Origin of the sequence: Haloprofundus salinisoli (assembly GCF_020097815.1) — an archaeon.
In the GTDB taxonomy this organism is placed as follows: Archaea; Halobacteriota; Halobacteria; order Halobacteriales; family Haloferacaceae; genus Haloprofundus; species Haloprofundus salinisoli.
Map to the genome: position 1 here is coordinate 212,147 of NZ_CP083663.1, position 15,278 is coordinate 227,424.

Consider the following 15,278-nt stretch of genomic DNA (forward strand, 5'->3'; position numbering starts at 1 on the left):
TCTCAATGACCACATATCGTGGGCGACTCGCTCTCAGTCGTCGGCCGCGACGGAGGCCGGTTCGTGGTCGACGCTCGTCCCCAAAACATTGAGGAACTGCGAGAGCCACTCGGGGTGGTCCGACCAGTCGTGGCCGGTGACGAGGTTGCCGTCGGTGGTCACCTCGTCGACCCACGCGCAACCGGCGGCCTCGCACTCGGCGCGCACAGCGGGGTAGGAGGTCATCTCGTAGCCGTCGAGGACGCCCGCCGCGGCGAGAATCTGCGGGCCGTGACAGAGCGACGCGACGGGCTTGTTCTCCTCGAAGAAGTGCCGGACGTACTCCAGCACCGCGTCGTACGTACGGAGGTACTCCGGCGCGCGCCCGCCGGGGACGACGAGGCCGTCGTACGCTTCGGGATTTACGTCGTCGAACGTCGCGTTCAGCGTGAAGTCGTGGCCGCGCTCCTCCAGATACGTCTGGTCGCCGCGGAAGTCGTGGACGGCGGTCTTGACCGTCTCGCCCGCTTCTTTCTCCGGGCAGACGGCGTCGACTTCGTGACCGACCATCTGCAGCGCCTGGAACGGCACCATGAGTTCGAGGTCTTCGCCGAAGTCGCCGACTATCATGAGTAGTTTCTTACCTGACATGGCATGTATGAGTGACTCACGCAGAGTGATAACGTTTCGTCGGAGCGCCCGTTTGCGACGCCGCCGACAGCGCCACCCCAAAGCGGTAGTACGCACCGCACGACGCGAGGAGTATGAGACGAACCGCCGTCGACGACGTCGAATCGACCACCTTCGACGACGGTACGGAGCGCCACCGCCTCTCCGATTCGCTGGAGACGGCCGCTATCGCGCTCAACCGCTACCGCGTTCCGCCCGGCAGTGGCCTCCCCGGTGGTCTCCACGCGCACGCCGACCAAGAGGAGGCGTTCGTCGTCACGGAAGGCGAGGCGACCTTCGAGACGTTGGACGGGGAAGTCGTCGTCGAGCAGAGCGAGGTGATTCGGTTCGCTCCCGGCGAGTTCCAGTCGGGACGAAACGGTTCCGACGACGAGCTCGTGGTGCTGGCAGTCGGCGCACCCCGAGAGAGCCGCGACGTCCGAGTGCCGCTTCGGTGCCGTGAGTGCGGTCACGACGAGTTACGGCTGAGAGCCGCCGACGGCGACCCCGAACTCATCTGTCCGGCCTGCGACGCCGCGTATTCGCCGCAACCGTGCCCGGCCTGCGGTCACGCCGAGATGCGCGTCGCGCTGAGTAAAGCGGGAAAAATCGTCGCCGCGTGTCCCGACTGCGGAGGCGAGTTCGAAGACCACATCTGAGCGCGTCGGATCAGAAACGGCGGCCGCCCAGCACCTGCTCGATGTCGGCGAAAGCGTCGAGTACGTAGTCGGGTTCGACCGCCGACTCGGCCAGCGCGCGGTCGTCGGTGATGCCGGTTTTCACGAGCACCGTCGTCATCCCCGCCGACGCGCCCAGCGCGATGTCGGTGTCGAGTCTGTCGCCGACAATCAAACATCGCTCGGCGTCGTGGCCGAGGCGGTCGAGCGCCGATCGGCGGGCGTGCGCGGAGGGTTTGCCGAGCGTCGCGTCCGGCGAGCGGCCGGCGACGCCCGCGACGGCGTGGGTCATCGCCCCGGAACCCGGTACGTCGCGGTCGACCGCCGGGATAGTCATGTCGGGGTCGGTGCTCAGGAAGGGAACCGACTCGTCTTCGAGCGCGACCATCGCCGCCACGAGGTCGTCGTAGTGGAACTCGCGGTCGACGGAGACGACGACGGCGTCGGCGGCCGTCGGGTCCGCCGTGACGGTCAGGCCCGCGTCCTCGAACTGGGCCGTGAGGCCGGTCTCGCCCACGACGAACAGCGAGTCGGCGGCGTGTTCGGCTTCGAGGTACGCCGTCGTCGCCGTCCCCGACGTGAGCACCTCGTCGGGGTCGACGTCGATACCGGCGCGGGCGAAGCGCTCGGCGTACACCGGGGGCGCTTTCGTCGGGTTGTTCGAGAAGAAGACGCGGTCGACGCCCGCCCGACGCAGGGCGTCGAGCCCGGTCGTCGCTCCCGGTATCCGTTCGTTTCCCCTGAGAACCGTCCCATCGACGTCGAGTACTGCCCCGCGAAACTCCATCGTCCGCCGTAGGACACCCGCGATGTTGAACCCGGCGGTGACCGTGCACCGTCAGTCGTTGTCGTGCAGTCTCCAGTGAGGCGTTCGGTCGTATTCGTCCCCGTGCAGGGCGTTTTCGCGACGACGGTCGGAATCGAACCAAAGAACAATGTATACCGAACCCTTCTATCGGCCACCGTGACGAACACGCAGTTGACGCTCATCCAGATAGACAACTACGGACCCTGGACGGTCACCCCCGAACCGAGACGGGAGATGGACCTCCAGACGCTGCAGTCTCGCCTCTTTGCGGACCTCGCGCAGTTCGTCGGCAGCCGCGACGGCTACGCCTTCTTCACACGCTTCGACAACATGGTCGCGGTGACGAACGGCCTCGACCGCGCCGACCACGAGCTCATGCAGGAGTCGATTCGGAACCGCTACCCCGTGACGCTCAGCCTCGGCGTCGGCGTCGACGAGGTACCCGTCGAGGCCCTCGAACGCGCCACCGAGGAGGTTCAACTCGCCGGCAGCGCCCAGGACGGCGACCGCCGCGAGGTGCTCGGCGGCGAGTTCCACGCCTCCTCGGGCACCGACGACCTCCACATCGCCCACTTCGACGTCAACGACGCCACCGGTAAGTACACCGACCGCCTCAACGAGTTCGACTCGTTCATCCACATCGAACAGGGCTACGCGAGCCTGATGCGCCACATGCGCGAGGCCCACGGCGCGCTCTCCTTTTTCGTCGGCGGCGACAACATCATCTCCGTCTGCCCCTCGCTGTCGGAGAGCAAGTACCGAAGCGCCATCGAACACGTCGAGTCGGAAGTCGGCGTCGAGCTGAAAGTCGGCGTCGGCGCGGGCGAGAGCGCCCACGTCGCCGGCTTCGCCGCCAAACACGCGCTCGAAGACTGTCGACACCGCGGCACCGACATCGAGTTCGCCGCCGCACCGGCGCACGTCAGCGACGACTGACCATGCCCGCACGCTCCGTGACGTTCACCGCTCCACGCGAAGTCCGCGTCACGGAGTCCGAAGTTCCGACGCCCGACGACGGCGAGGTGCTCGTCGAGACGGCGTACTCGGCTATCAGTCCGGGGACGGAACTGCTCATCTACCGCGGCGAAGCCCCCCGGGAACTGGAAGCCGACGAGACCATCGGCGCGCTCGACGGCTCGCTCGACTACCCGCTGCGGTACGGCTACGCCGCCGTCGGTACCGTCGCCGCCGTCGGCGACGCCGTCGACGAGGCGTGGCTGGACCGTCGCGTGTTCGCGTTTCACCCCCACGAGAGTCACTTCTGCGCCCCGCCGACCGAACTCCACCCGGTGCCCGACGACTGCTCGACGGCGGCGGCGGCGCTGCTTCCGAACGTCGAGACGGCGGTCAACTTCGTCATGGACGGCCGGCCGATGGTCGGCGAGCGCGTCGTCGTCTTCGGACAGGGGTTGGTCGGTCTGCTGACGACGGCAGTGCTCTCGTCGTTTCCGCTCGCCGAACTCGTCACCGTCGACAGCGTCGCCGAGCGCCGCGCCCTCTCACGGGCGTTCGGTGCCGACGAGAGCGTCGCGCCGGAGGAGATAGACGACCGCTTCGACCCCTCGGGTCCGTCGCTGGACGGCGACGCGCGCGGACACACCAGCGACGGCGCGGATCTGACGTTCGAGCTGTCGGGTAATCCGGCGGCGCTCGACGCCGCCGTCGGCGTGACGGGGTACGACGGCCGCGTCGTCGTCGGGTCGTGGTACGGCACGAAACCGGTGACGCTCGACCTCGGCGGCCGGTTTCACCGCAGTCGGATCCGACTCCAGAACAGCCAGGTGAGCACGCTCGACCCGTCGCTTCGCGGGCGGTGGGACAGCGACCGCCGCCTCGACGTGTCGTGGGACCGCCTCGCCGACTTCGACGCCGAGGGCCTGCTCACCCACCGCGTTCCCGTCGACGAAGCTGAACGCGCCTACGAGTTGCTCGACTCGAAATCCGAAGCCTCCGTGGGTATCCTCTTTACCTACGGCGGTCCGTAGCGACAGTATGTACTCGGTTACCGTCCGTCGGTCGTTCATCGCCCAGCACTTCCTGACGGTCCCCGACGCCGGACCGGAGGGCGAGTTGCACTCGCATCGCTTCGGCGTCGAACTCCGGTTCGAGGGGTCGACGCTGAACGAGTACGGCTATCTCGTCGACATCGACGACGTGAAGGCGGCGCTGTCGCCGACCGTCGACCGATACCGCGACGCGACGCTGAACGACCTCCCGGAGTTCGAAGGGCAGAACCCGAGCGTCGAGCGACTCGCGCGGGTTCTCTGCGAAGCGGTCGTCGACGAGGCGACGCTCGAGAGTCCCGAACGGGTCCGCGTGACGGTGTGGGAAGACGAGGAGGCGGCGGCGGCGTACGAGACGGCGCTCTGAATGCGCGTCGGCATTCTCGTCTACGGCGATCTCGACGAACGTTCCGGCGGCTTTCTCTACGACCGCCGGGTCGTCGAACATCTGCGCGAACGCGGCGACGACGTCGTCGTGTTTTCGCTGCCCGAGCGCGGCTATCTCCGCTCGACGGCGGACAACCTCGACGGCTCGCTGCCCCGCCGCATCCGTGCGGCCGACCTCGACGTCCTGCTGCAGGATGAGCTCTGCCACCCGTCGCTGGCGTGGCTCAACCGTCGACTCGGCGTCGACGCGCCGGTCGTCGCCGTCGTCCATCACATCCGCGCCGCCGAGGCACGTTCGGTGTGGCGAAACGCGCTCGTACGGCGTCTCGAACGGGCGTATCTCCGGTCGGTCGACGCGTTCGTCTGCAACAGCGAGACGACGCGGCGGGCCGTCTCGACGCTCGTCGGCGGCGATGCGGCCGGGACCACCGCTCCGTCGGTCGTCGCCTACCCGGCGGGCGACCGCTTCGGGACGACGGTCTCCGCCGCTCGCGTCCGCGAACGCGCGCGCGACGGTCCGCTCCGCGTCGTCTGCGTCGGCAACGTCACGAGACGCAAGAATCTGGAGACGCTCCTGGCGGGGTTGGCGCGGATTCGCCGGCCCTGGGAACTCGTCGTCGTCGGGAGCCTCGCCGTCGACGCCGAGTACGTCGCGGAACTCCGTTCTGCCGTCGACCGGTTGCGCCTCGACGGCCGGGTTCGTTTCGCCGGTCGACTCGACGACGCGGCGCTCGCGGCGCTGTACGAGCGAAGCCACCTGTTCGCGATGCCCTCGACCCACGAGGGGTTCGGCATCGCCTACGTCGAAGCGATGGGGTTCGGACTCCCGGTCGTCGCGTCCGCCGCCGGCGGCGCGAGCGAACTCGTCGCCGACAGGACGAACGGCTATCTGGTCGACCCCGCCGACCCGACGGAGGTGACGGACGCCGTCGCCCCGCTGTGCCGGAACCGCAAGCGCCTCGCGCGGATGGGGGTAGCGGCGTTGGCGACGTACGAAGCCCACCCGACGTGGGCGGAGACCGGCGCGCGCGTCGGGTCCTTTCTCGATTCGCTCGCTGCCGGGTCGGATTCGGCGTGACTGGTCCGTCGAGGTGGCGGTGAACGCGTCGCGTTCGTGCCGAGAGGCCGCACCGGTGAGAGGCCACTCTGCTGAGAGGAACGGGGAAGCGCGCCGAGAGAGCGAGCTCCAGGCCGGAAAACTCCACGGGGAGAGCGGCGACGGGGAACCTCGGGTCGGCGTGTTACTTTCGCTCGCGGTGTCGGTGTTGCGCGTCGGTACCCGGGACGAGTTCCAGTTCCGGGACCTGCTCGTGGACGGCGAGCGGGCCGTGTATCTCGCGGACGTGTAGTCGAAGGTTCGGGACGGCCACGGCGACGAACTGCTCCTCGCAGTCGTCGACTGGGCACGGTCCGGTGTACTGGTACGGTTCGCCTCTGGGTCGGTCGCTCATCGCCGCTTGCTCCCGTTCATGGGGACGCCTACGTGTCTCAGTATGTAAACCTTCTTTTCTGTGATTGCGGACGCGGCGGTAGAAGGTGGCTCGAACTCGATTCCGAGGCGTCAGTATTGGAAATATAACTGTCAGAAGTAGTAGTACGTCGGTGCGGTTTCGGGCGAAGCGAACGCCGGCCGATAACGTGGAGCACTCTACTTCTTGATAGTAATCTACGGAAACCTTATTATTAGAAAAACACATCGAGTATCTTGGTGTCTACAACCGACCCTCACCGAGAACCGAGCCGCCGACACGGATACTTGAAGCAACCGAGCTGCGAACTGAAACTGGGCGGCCCGCCGACCACGAACGTCGAAGACGGAATCAGCGACGAACAGGTCGCGTGGCTGCAGCGACTGGTCGACGCGCGGAGGAGAGACAGGAGACCGAAGCCGCGCGAACCATAGAGACCCGATTGGTAGAGCAGTTACTTCGTGCCACGGAGAACTCCTGTGGTGTGCCTCTTCTACTGGGTCGAACGCATCCCATCTAGACGAGGAGCGACAGATTTTGTATGGAGTTGTCCCAGAGAAGTTGGAGACTTACACAGAAGTACTATATCTGGAAAAAAGGGCAGCATCTCGCCAGATGGCGAATTGGTGCTGATTAAAGGCCAAGGGAATCACAACACAATGGAGTGGGTCCGACTCAAACCATCAGCATAGAGAATCTGTTTACCTCTCTTCGCACTCCGCCAAATGATTCGACAACGCCCCTTTCTTCACCTCCTCACCACAGAGCGGACACTCCTCAGTCACAGTTGCTTCCCGAGCCGACCCGCGCATCTCAGTTGTTCCGTAGGGGCCAGACATTCGATAGCAACCCTGCGGCACGTATATGTGGTCCATCTACTACGTTTCATCAGATGGTCTACTTTGAGTGCGAGGTATGTGGTACACGCGTCTCAAACGAGGTGTCCGTTCTCTACGACAGGTCACGGCTGTGCGAAGACGGATGGTCGATGAAGAATCAGAAGGACTACCTCCCTGAGGGGTTCTACATCGTCGGCTCTGACGACGATATCTACCTTGACGTAGAGGGAGATTATCTCCTCAACGGAGAGGACGTTATCATGATGGACCGGTTTGAGGCAGCTCCGATAGAGGAGTACGTCACCTTCTATGGCTGTTGTGAGCTTACAGGCGAGGCTCCAAACACCTTCTGCGTCAACGGCCACAAGTATGCAACAGAAATCTCAGACCACTGTTCGCGAGTTGTTCAACTTCATCGCGACCGTGTAGTGCCTCAGTTTAGAGACTAACTCGCTACTGCGGTGTGACTTCGTACCTGATTCACCCGGTTCCAATCCCGTGAGCGACGAAGTTCACCGTACTCCCTTCTCGAACCACCGACCCCGGAAACTCCGCGACGATACTCAGTATCCCGACGAACGTTCCCACCAAAATCAGAACTGCCCGCAGCTGATTCGCATTCACCCACGGCACCAGCTCGTCGAGCGGTACTATCCACCCCTGCTTCGTCCCGACCAGAACCGCAACGAGCGCGAGCGCGCTCAAGACACCGAAGAGAATCCGAACCGGTGGCATCGCCATCGTCACGGTTAGTTCCAGAAAGAACGTCAAGAGCAGGTATCCCAGCGCCGTCTAGATATAGTTAGTTTATTGCTGTCATGAATATCAATTCAGAGATACGATGTCCTCCATCGAGACGCACGGCCTGACGAAACGCTTCGGTGACGATGTCGTCGCCGTCGACAATCTTGATCTCACGGTTGAGCCAGGGGAAGTGTTCGGCTTTCTCGGGCCGAATGGTGCCGGGAAGTCCACGACGATCATCATGTTACTCGATTTCGTCCGGCCAACGTCGGGCGAAATCACCGTTCTCGGATATGATCCATTCTCGGAAGCTCAATTTTGGTCTTGGCCAAATTCTCTACAATCGATATAATCTGCCTACTGAATACAGAGGATGTATTCAGCAGCTAGAAGAGTAGATTCTCTGAGGACTGGTAAGGCTGGTTACCTCGTGCGGCACTGGTATCGAACTATGCTAATCGATAGTAGAGTGAAGTACCGTCCTCAGTTTCGACCTCCTTGCTCGTCACAATTCCCTCTTCAACGAGTTCGTCAAGTGCCTCATCAATATCGTCAACGACGATCGTCGTAGCAGTGACATCACCAGCGAAGTCGATTAGGCCATCAGAGAGTGAACCGAGGGGGTGTCGAGTCCGATTCATGAACACAGGGGTGAAATCGACACCGAGGACAATTTCCCGTTCGGTGAAGGCCTTGTCAGGTCGCTCGCTCAGAAACGACGTGATGAGATCCTTCTCGGTCTCGATAGGTCCTTCCTCGTCGTTGGTAATCGGGTCGTCGCCGGTCACTTCGACAGTCCCTGCTTCGAATTCATCGTTGGAAATTGGCATTCTCGTATTATCACGTATATCTATAGGACTAATTAAGTATCGAATAGGATGGTTGGAGTTCAGCGCCCAGCAGAAAGCACCGGTACCTTCCTCCGCTATGGATGAACTCCGTTATGACCGATACGCGCCCTGTATTCAGCAGTCGGTGAGCGAACTCCTCAACCACTGTCAGTAACGGAGTGCAAGATACAGAGGATGTATTCAGTAATCGTGCATCATTGCTTTTCACGTCCTTGATGGCGAAACAGCCGTTAGGTAGGTGTGCATATCTATCAAAGAACGAACCTCGATCTCACGAGTCAACATTCAACACCGCCTATGAAGACTTTCTTAATCTTGAATGACGATCCGTGGGCGTGCGATACACTTGATACATCAGAGCCACGGCGAACCCGCAGAGTAGTGTACCCATGAACGTACTAATGGTCAAGTAGTACACCCCGACAGCAAATACCAGAACACAGGTATAAAATCCGAAGTACTTGTAGTTGACTTTTTCAAATAAAAGGTACGCAGCTACACCGATGCTGAATCCCGCTATGACAACCCCAACTACGGTGGTCACGTAATCAGGTTGGACCACGAGCAAATACAGCGAGACAGCGAGAAACAGGAGGAAGACATATTCGTGGTTTCGATAAACAGATCTGCTGTTCCGAATCGTCACCAAAGCCATGATAAACAAACCGACAAGCGGGATCGAGGCAATGAACTCTACTTCATATTGTGCGAACAGAGACAGAAGAAGTACTATCATCACTACCGAGATAATATTTATATTTGAAATAATCCTGTGAACCTTACTTATCATACTACGCACAATATTACAACCTCTGCGTATAAGTTTACTGTGGCATTCTTCAGTTCCAGTAGGTCAAAGTATGAATCGTTTGCGGATAAAATCGGTTTATGCGTACAGTTCATTGGAATCACCGATACGCGCCTTGTATTCAGCACGTCCACCGGAAGCTGCCACATACGAAGAAACTCAACAGAGCTATTGAGAGAGACTGCTGCGAGTAGCCTATTCTCGGAACAATCTTTTACATTGCTGAACCAGGTAAGATCCGAAATATGGATGTGCTGAATACAGGATTTCTCTCTCGTACGTCGATACCTTATCTCGTTTCCGCCACAGACCGGTTCTAATCACGGGGAATGAGTGCCGTGCGACAGGCTGCCAGATTCGGACGTGCCTTGGCGTTCTCGTAGTCCGGGGTCGAATCGTCAGAGACGGCCACTCTTGCGCAATCGAGCGTCTTCCTCAGTCACAACACGATCAGGAACAACAGGTACGACCCGACCACAGCAAGCGTCGGAGTGAGAACCCACAGTGCTGCAATGCGCTTTACTGCTCTAGGGTCGAAGAGGCTCTCCCGATCCAGATCTGCCGCGCCTGCTTTGCCGATGTCTGGGATATCAGGCAGTTCTTCGCTCGGCTCCTCCGGAGGTGATTCGCCCCGTGCCAGGTCGCCGACGGTCGGACTCGTGGGGACGTTCTCGGCCCTGGAGGTAACGAGTGCACCCGTCGAGACATCGAGGTCGAGCTCGCGCTCGGGGACGGGAGTCGCCAGTTCAACTACTCTCACCGCCCGACTCGCACGACCCCAGCCGAGGCCGATGATACAGCAAGTGGTACTCACGGCTAAACTTGCTGGGATGCCCAGTACCGACAACACCGTGATGATGGTCCCTCCGACAACGGAAACGATGAGTGCCGCCAGAATCGGGAGCTCGGTGATGTCGTCCCCAACGGTATCGAGCGTTCGCCTGGCGATAGTAAACGCGCCCAGCCCGAACGCGAAGACGGCCAGAAGAACACCTTGGTCGACGGTCAGCGGTCCCCCTGCGCCCACCAATGGCGCAACGGCGTTGGCCGCGTTAGATGCCCCGGCGGAGAACGCCATATAACAGGCGATGATCACAACCGTGGCTGAGCCAACGATGTCGCGTAACGATGCGTTTTCGTTGAACCGTGGCCGCGGGACAGTCCCAGAGCGGTCCAACCAAATCAGGTGAGATTCGAACCGGGTGAACGCGATTCGACGGTCGAGATACGGGTAGATGTAGCGACCGATGAACGCCCCACACGTGAACCCAACCAGCGGTGCAACGATCCAGGCCGAGACGATAGTGAACATCAGTGCCTCGTTGAGCGTCCCTGTCGCGAGTCCCAATCCCACTATAGCACCGACAGCAGTCATCGACGTCGAGGCTGGAACACCGTAGAGATTCGAGATAAGTAACGACGTACCGGTGAAGAAGAGGACACCGATGCTGGCGACTGGCGAGAACTGCGTGGCGGGGACGATGCTGCTGCTCATCGTATCAATGACGTTCCGTCCGACGGTCCACGCGCCAACGAGTGCGAACGAAGTGAACAGTGTCGCAGCGGTTGCCTTTCGTACGAGGCGACTCCCGACGGACGGGCCGAACGCGACACCGGTCGAGGAGCCACCGATATTGAACCCGACGAACACCGCAACGAGGACGCCTATCACAGCGAGGAGGGTCACCATCTTAGCACTGGCCAATCGTAGAAACTAGCCGCACAAAACAGTGTGTATAGCAATAGTCCGGTTCTTCGCTGCATTTCCGAATCATGAATGGGCGAGCGTCGAGAGGTCTCTCCTCTCGTTGTCGTTGGTAGCGGCCATCAGTTCCGCCCCCCGTGGCGACCTGGCGATGTCTCTGGGTCGGGGATACGGACTTCGCGACCTGCAGCGCTACCGCGATTGATTCTGGCGTGGGTGTCACAGTTCGGACAGCGGTGTACTCGGTCGCCGTGTTCGCCGAAAACGCGGCCGAAGCGCTCAGTGACGTGGTTGTTGCAGTAGAGACACTGCCGCTGTTCGGCGGCTGGTTCGAGGTAAGCCGCCATCAGGCGCACCTCCGAATCGAGGTGACCTGAGAGTGGACTAACCTGTGGTTAGTAGGAGCAAGACCTTCCGCAGTTGTTTTATACGGAGTGGGGTCGGAGGGATTTGAACCCCCGATCGACTGATATCTCCGGTCCGCCTCGGAACTCCAGAGGGTCGTCGTCGCGAACCGATGATCAGTCGGCCGCTCGGTATATCAGTCTGGAGTTTCGTCCCGGGCGTTGCCTCTGGAGTCAGTCGCCATGCCGGGCTTGGCCACGACCCCTCGTCTCCTCATTGACGCAAAACCACTAAAGGGGTTTCGATTCGACTACCGGTCGTCGTCGGCCCACTCGCAATCTTGACACTTGTAGCCGGTAACGAACTCGGTGACGCTCGGCATGTAGCCGACGCTGAGGACGTTGCCGCCGCACTCTGGGCAGTCGAAGTCGGCGTCGTCGATGCTGTCGGCCTCCATCGGGCGTTCACCCTCGATGAGTTCGGCGAGTCGCTCGGCCGTCACCATGCGGCCTTCTACGACGCGGTTTGCCATACGCCCACCAGACGACGAATCCACCTAAGTTCTCCGTCTCCGGAGACGCTGCCGCGTCTCTAGCCCCGCGGCTCACCGGTCTTCGGCGCGAACGCTCCGCCATGGTCGGCGTGAGTGGACATCTCGGACTCGCACTGGTGGCGCCGTCTCGGCGTAGGTTCCGCTCGACCGGGGTCGGCGCTGACGTTCGTCGGCGGTGCGGCCCACCTGTTCGGTGATATCCTCTCGGCACCGGACATCGCACGACCGATAGAACCGCTGTGGCCGTTCGCTTCGGGAAGTCCGGCTATCGAGATCGTCTACTACGATTCGAACCCGGTGAACTTCGGCCTGTTCGCCGCAGGCGTCCTGTTCAAGGTCGGCCTCTGGCAGTGGCGTCGGCGCTTACAGCCACGGCGCGCGTGAGTCGTCCTCGCCGGGATAACCGTACGCCGTCCCCGGCTCGTCGTGGCCCTCGTCGGCCCCACGAACCGCAGATTTCGGCGCGTCGCCGCCATCGGCGACGGGACTGTCGACGACGCGGCCGTCCGCACTCCGGTCGTCGGGGACCCGACCGGTGGATGGCTGCTCGTCGTAGTCGCTCGGATCGCCCGTCTCGGCGACGTCGGCAACGTCGGACGCGCCGGGGTCGTACGAGAACACCGCCGTCACGCAGAGCACGCCGAGCGCGACGGGGTAGTGGGTGTTCATGATGCCCAGCACCGACAGCGCCAGCATCGCAAGCGCCACCGAGCTGCCGAAGCGGAACCGGTCGATGTCGACCTTCCCGCGCAGGCGGTCACCGAAGAGCGCGACGCCGAGTGCGAAAGCGACACCGACGCCCGCGGCGGCCGCCCCCGCCAGCACGGTCACGGGGTCGAGGTCGACGACCAACTGCGCGCCGGCGGGGTCGAAACTTGCGACGAGACCGAGGCCGATGATGACCGCCGGTCCCGGCAGATACTTGCCGATCTCGGCGCTGGCGGTCTTGGCCGCGATGGCGATGATGACGATGCCGGCGAAGCGCTCGAAGATGGCGATCTCGAGGAGGCTCTCGATGGTTCCGGCGAGGGCCGCTTCGATGGCCGCCAGCGGGACGAGAACCGCGCCCAAGAGGAGCACCGACTTGACCTGTTCGCGCGGCGTACCGTCCATCTCGGCGAGGATAACCGCCATCGTCGCGGAGCCACCGAAGATGAGCAGACCGGTTTCGACGATACCGACCGGCGAGAACGCCGTCGCGCCGCTGGCGGTCGTCGTCGTCAGCGCCCCCGCCAACACGAGCGCGGGGAAGATGCCATCGACGAGCGGCAGCGCCATCACCGTCGCCAGGAGGCGGGTCGCGCCGCCAACCTGCTGCTCTAGGCGTAACGCAATCGGATGCTGTGAGACACTCATCTGAGACTAACGGCCGTCACCTTCGGCCAGACGGCGATACGAGTGCAAACCCGAGGACGCGGACCCCCACGGCCGTCCTCCGCCTACAAACCCCGATTTAATTGTGAGCCACATCGCTGTAAAGAGGGTGCCGGAGTTGCAGTCTGGTCGACCGGCAGTGCGCTGTGCGGCTGAACTCTCGGAGTTCATGGCTGAACTAATTCGGACAGAACTATTAAGTGTTGTGTGGGAAGCGAGGGCATACGCCAGCGTACTCGCGCCCTAATTTATAAGTAGGGCCTACGGTTTGACGAAGAGTTACTCGTTTTCCTGTAGTATCCACACCGATTCGTTTTGTATGGGGCGAATATTGCACTGTGCGTCGGAGAACGGCGGACCGACCGCCGCGACGCCCGGTAGTATCCACGACCGTGTATAGTACACGGAGTCGCAATGAGAAACATCCACAAGAGGATGCTATCTCGCAACGTTTTTGTCCGGACGGCCGGGACCACTTACATGGCGAACGACGTTCCCGACGACACGTTCTCGGAGAAACTACGAGTACCGGAAGCGCTGACGTTCGACGACGTCCTCCTCCGACCGATGGAGAGCCGCGTCGAACCCGACGACGCGGACGTGGCGACGCGCGTCTCGAAAAACGTCGAACTCAACATCCCGGTGCTCTCGGCGGCGATGGACACGGTCACCGAGAGCGGAATGGCCATCGGGATGGCCCGCGAAGGCGGTCTCGGCGTCCTCCACCGCAACATGCCCGTCGAGGCGATGGTCGCCGAGATCGAGCGCATCAAACGCGCGGACGAACTCGTCATTCGCCGCGAGAACGTCGTCACGGCGCACCCGAGTCAGACCGTCCGCGAGGTCGACGAGATGATGGAGTCCGAGGGCGTCAGCGGCGCGCCCGTCGTCGACGACAACGACATCGTTCTCGGCATCATCTCCGGCACCGACATCCGCCCGTACCTCGAAGTCGGCGAGAGCGACGAGGTACGTGAAGCGATGACCGACGAGGTCATCACCGCCGGCGAGGACGTCACGGCGCGCGACGCGCTCGAACTGATGTACGACTACAAGATAGAGCGCGTCCCCATCGTCGACGAGAACGACCGACTGGTCGGACTGGTCACGATGCAGGGCATCCTCCAGCGCCGCGAGCACGAGAACGCCGCCCGTGACGACGAGGGACGACTCGTCTGCGGCGTCGCCGTCGGCCCGTTCGAGACCGACCGCGCCGTCGCCGCCGACGAGGCGGGCGCGGACGTGCTGTTCATCGACTGCGCGCACGCGCACAACCTCAACGTCATCGACAGCGCCCGCGACATCAGCTCCGAGGTCGACGCCGACGTCGTCGTCGGCAACATCGGCACGCGCGAGGCCGCCGAGGCCGTCGTCGACTTCGCCGACGGCGTGAAAGTCGGCATCGGCCCGGGCTCCATCTGTACGACGCGCGTCGTCACCGGGTCGGGGATGCCGCAGATCACGGCCGTCGCCGAAGTCGCCGACGTTGCGAGCAGCGAGAACGTCCCGGTCATCGCCGACGGTGGCATCCGGTACTCCGGCGACGCCATCAAGGCCGTCGCCGCCGGTGCCGACGCCGTGATGCTCGGCTCCTACTTCGCGGGGACCGAGGAAGCGCCCGGCCGCGTCATCACGATGAACGGCAAGAAGTACAAGCAGTACCGCGGCATGGGCAGCGTCGGCGCGATGCGCTCGGGTGGCGGCGACCGCTACCTCAAGGACGCCGACGAGGACGAGGAGTTCGTCCCCGAGGGCGTCGAGGCCGCCACCCCTTACAAGGGGACGCTCGCCTCCGAACTCCACCAGCTCGTCGGCGGCATGAAGTCCGGGATGGGCTACGTCGGTGCCGAGACGCTGCCCGGGTTCAAAGAGCGCGCCCGCTTCGTCCGCGTCTCCGCCGCGGGCCAGACCGAAGGTCACCCCCACGACGTGATGATCACCGACGAAGCGCCGAACTACAGCCCGCAGGAGTAACGACCGAGTAGACGCCGGCGTTTCGTTCGACGCTGGGCGACGGAATCTGTTTTACCAGGTCCAGACGAGACGGAGGGAACAGTTATTAATCGT

General features: G+C 62.5%; 19 protein-coding genes, 1 tRNA gene and 1 pseudogene. 9 read left to right on the top strand and 12 right to left on the bottom strand.

The window, feature by feature from the left end:
- Positions 1 to 33: 33 nt before the first annotated feature.
- Positions 34 to 630, bottom strand: coding sequence for a DJ-1/PfpI family protein (locus LAQ73_RS01135; protein ID WP_224269428.1), 597 nt, complete (start codon positions 628 to 630; stop codon positions 34 to 36).
- Between the two features lie 113 nt (positions 631 to 743).
- On the opposite strand from LAQ73_RS01135, the gene LAQ73_RS01140 reads away from it, so the two are divergent.
- Positions 744 to 1,307, top strand: a complete 564-nt coding sequence (locus LAQ73_RS01140) for a cupin domain-containing protein (RefSeq protein WP_224269429.1) — start codon at positions 744 to 746, stop codon at positions 1,305 to 1,307.
- A 10-nt stretch (positions 1,308 to 1,317) separates the two neighbouring features.
- Here LAQ73_RS01140 and LAQ73_RS01145 read toward each other — a convergent pair whose 3' ends face one another.
- Entirely contained in the window at positions 1,318 to 2,112 is a 795-nt protein-coding gene (locus tag LAQ73_RS01145; protein ID WP_224269430.1) for an HAD-IIA family hydrolase, read from the bottom strand.
- Positions 2,113 to 2,289: 177 nt separating this feature from the next.
- Between LAQ73_RS01145 and LAQ73_RS01150 the strand changes: the two genes are divergently transcribed.
- Genes LAQ73_RS01150 through LAQ73_RS01165 form a run of 4 tightly spaced genes read left to right on the top strand, consistent with a single transcriptional unit; the run spans position 2,290 to position 5,601 of the window.
- Positions 2,290 to 3,069, top strand: a complete 780-nt coding sequence (locus LAQ73_RS01150) for a GTP cyclohydrolase III (protein WP_224269431.1) — start codon at positions 2,290 to 2,292, stop codon at positions 3,067 to 3,069.
- Positions 3,070 to 3,071: 2 nt separating this feature from the next.
- On the top strand, positions 3,072 to 4,118 hold the full coding sequence (locus tag LAQ73_RS01155) for a zinc-dependent alcohol dehydrogenase (RefSeq protein ID WP_224269432.1): 1,047 nt from the start codon (positions 3,072 to 3,074) through the stop codon (positions 4,116 to 4,118).
- A gap of 7 nt (positions 4,119 to 4,125) precedes the next feature.
- Entirely contained in the window at positions 4,126 to 4,503 is a 378-nt protein-coding gene (locus LAQ73_RS01160) for a 6-pyruvoyl trahydropterin synthase family protein (protein ID WP_224269433.1), read from the top strand.
- Positions 4,504 to 5,601 carry a glycosyltransferase family 4 protein gene (locus tag LAQ73_RS01165; protein ID WP_224269434.1) on the top strand — a complete coding sequence of 366 codons (1,098 nt, stop codon included), beginning with the start codon at positions 4,504 to 4,506 and terminating at the stop codon, positions 5,599 to 5,601.
- A gap of 163 nt (positions 5,602 to 5,764) precedes the next feature.
- Here the strand turns inward: LAQ73_RS01165 and LAQ73_RS01170 are convergent, their stop codons facing one another.
- The gene (locus tag LAQ73_RS01170) at positions 5,765 to 5,974 is read right to left on the bottom strand and encodes a hypothetical protein (RefSeq protein WP_224269435.1); all 210 of its coding nucleotides are present in this window, start codon (positions 5,972 to 5,974) and stop codon (positions 5,765 to 5,767) included.
- A gap of 910 nt (positions 5,975 to 6,884) precedes the next feature.
- On the opposite strand from LAQ73_RS01170, the gene LAQ73_RS01175 reads away from it, so the two are divergent.
- Positions 6,885 to 7,280, top strand: coding sequence for a hypothetical protein (locus LAQ73_RS01175; protein ID WP_224269436.1), 396 nt, complete (start codon positions 6,885 to 6,887; stop codon positions 7,278 to 7,280).
- 31 nt (positions 7,281 to 7,311) lie between these two features.
- Here the strand turns inward: LAQ73_RS01175 and LAQ73_RS01180 are convergent, their stop codons facing one another.
- Positions 7,312 to 7,566: a hypothetical protein gene (locus LAQ73_RS01180; protein ID WP_224269437.1), complete on the bottom strand. Its 255-nt coding sequence runs from the start codon at positions 7,564 to 7,566 to the stop codon at positions 7,312 to 7,314.
- Positions 7,567 to 7,672: 106 nt separating this feature from the next.
- Between LAQ73_RS01180 and LAQ73_RS01185 the strand changes: the two are divergent.
- Positions 7,673 to 7,885, top strand: a pseudogene (locus LAQ73_RS01185) (ATP-binding cassette domain-containing protein); the annotation flags it as partial.
- A 139-nt stretch (positions 7,886 to 8,024) separates the two neighbouring features.
- Here LAQ73_RS01185 and LAQ73_RS01190 read toward each other — a convergent pair.
- The 6 genes from LAQ73_RS01190 to LAQ73_RS01215 form a co-directional block, all read right to left on the bottom strand.
- On the bottom strand, positions 8,025 to 8,405 hold the full coding sequence (locus tag LAQ73_RS01190; RefSeq protein ID WP_224269438.1) for a hypothetical protein: 381 nt from the start codon (positions 8,403 to 8,405) through the stop codon (positions 8,025 to 8,027).
- A gap of 316 nt (positions 8,406 to 8,721) precedes the next feature.
- Positions 8,722 to 9,216: a hypothetical protein gene (locus LAQ73_RS01195; RefSeq protein ID WP_224269439.1), complete on the bottom strand. Its 495-nt coding sequence runs from the start codon at positions 9,214 to 9,216 to the stop codon at positions 8,722 to 8,724.
- Between the two features lie 457 nt (positions 9,217 to 9,673).
- Positions 9,674 to 10,924: an inorganic phosphate transporter gene (locus LAQ73_RS01200; RefSeq protein ID WP_224269440.1), complete on the bottom strand. Its 1,251-nt coding sequence runs from the start codon at positions 10,922 to 10,924 to the stop codon at positions 9,674 to 9,676.
- A 137-nt stretch (positions 10,925 to 11,061) separates the two neighbouring features.
- Positions 11,062 to 11,286: a DUF7563 family protein gene (locus LAQ73_RS17720; RefSeq protein WP_345778390.1), complete on the bottom strand. Its 225-nt coding sequence runs from the start codon at positions 11,284 to 11,286 to the stop codon at positions 11,062 to 11,064.
- Positions 11,287 to 11,374: 88 nt separating this feature from the next.
- Positions 11,375 to 11,549: transfer RNA gene (locus LAQ73_RS01210), tRNA-Trp, on the bottom strand.
- Positions 11,550 to 11,594: 45 nt separating this feature from the next.
- Entirely contained in the window at positions 11,595 to 11,816 is a 222-nt protein-coding gene (locus LAQ73_RS01215; protein ID WP_224269442.1) for a DUF5795 family protein, read from the bottom strand.
- A gap of 114 nt (positions 11,817 to 11,930) precedes the next feature.
- On the opposite strand from LAQ73_RS01215, the gene LAQ73_RS01220 reads away from it, so the two are divergent.
- Positions 11,931 to 12,221: a hypothetical protein gene (locus LAQ73_RS01220; RefSeq protein ID WP_224269443.1), complete on the top strand. Its 291-nt coding sequence runs from the start codon at positions 11,931 to 11,933 to the stop codon at positions 12,219 to 12,221.
- Here LAQ73_RS01220 and LAQ73_RS01225 read toward each other — a convergent pair.
- Together LAQ73_RS01225 and LAQ73_RS17840 are read right to left on the bottom strand one after the other, a co-directional pair.
- A complete protein-coding gene (locus LAQ73_RS01225) occupies positions 12,201 to 13,193 on the bottom strand; it encodes a DUF5794 domain-containing protein (RefSeq protein ID WP_224269444.1) in 993 nt (330 codons plus the stop codon). The genes LAQ73_RS01220 and LAQ73_RS01225 overlap by 21 nt on opposite strands.
- Before the next feature lie 6 nt (positions 13,194 to 13,199).
- On the bottom strand, positions 13,200 to 13,382 hold the full coding sequence (locus LAQ73_RS17840; RefSeq protein WP_486606352.1) for a DUF8099 family protein: 183 nt from the start codon (positions 13,380 to 13,382) through the stop codon (positions 13,200 to 13,202).
- A 309-nt stretch (positions 13,383 to 13,691) separates the two neighbouring features.
- Here LAQ73_RS17840 and guaB point away from each other — a divergent pair, with 309 nt between their 5' ends.
- A complete protein-coding gene (guaB, locus tag LAQ73_RS01230) occupies positions 13,692 to 15,185 on the top strand; it encodes an IMP dehydrogenase (protein WP_224269445.1) in 1,494 nt (497 codons plus the stop codon).
- Positions 15,186 to 15,278: the final 93 nt, after the last annotated feature.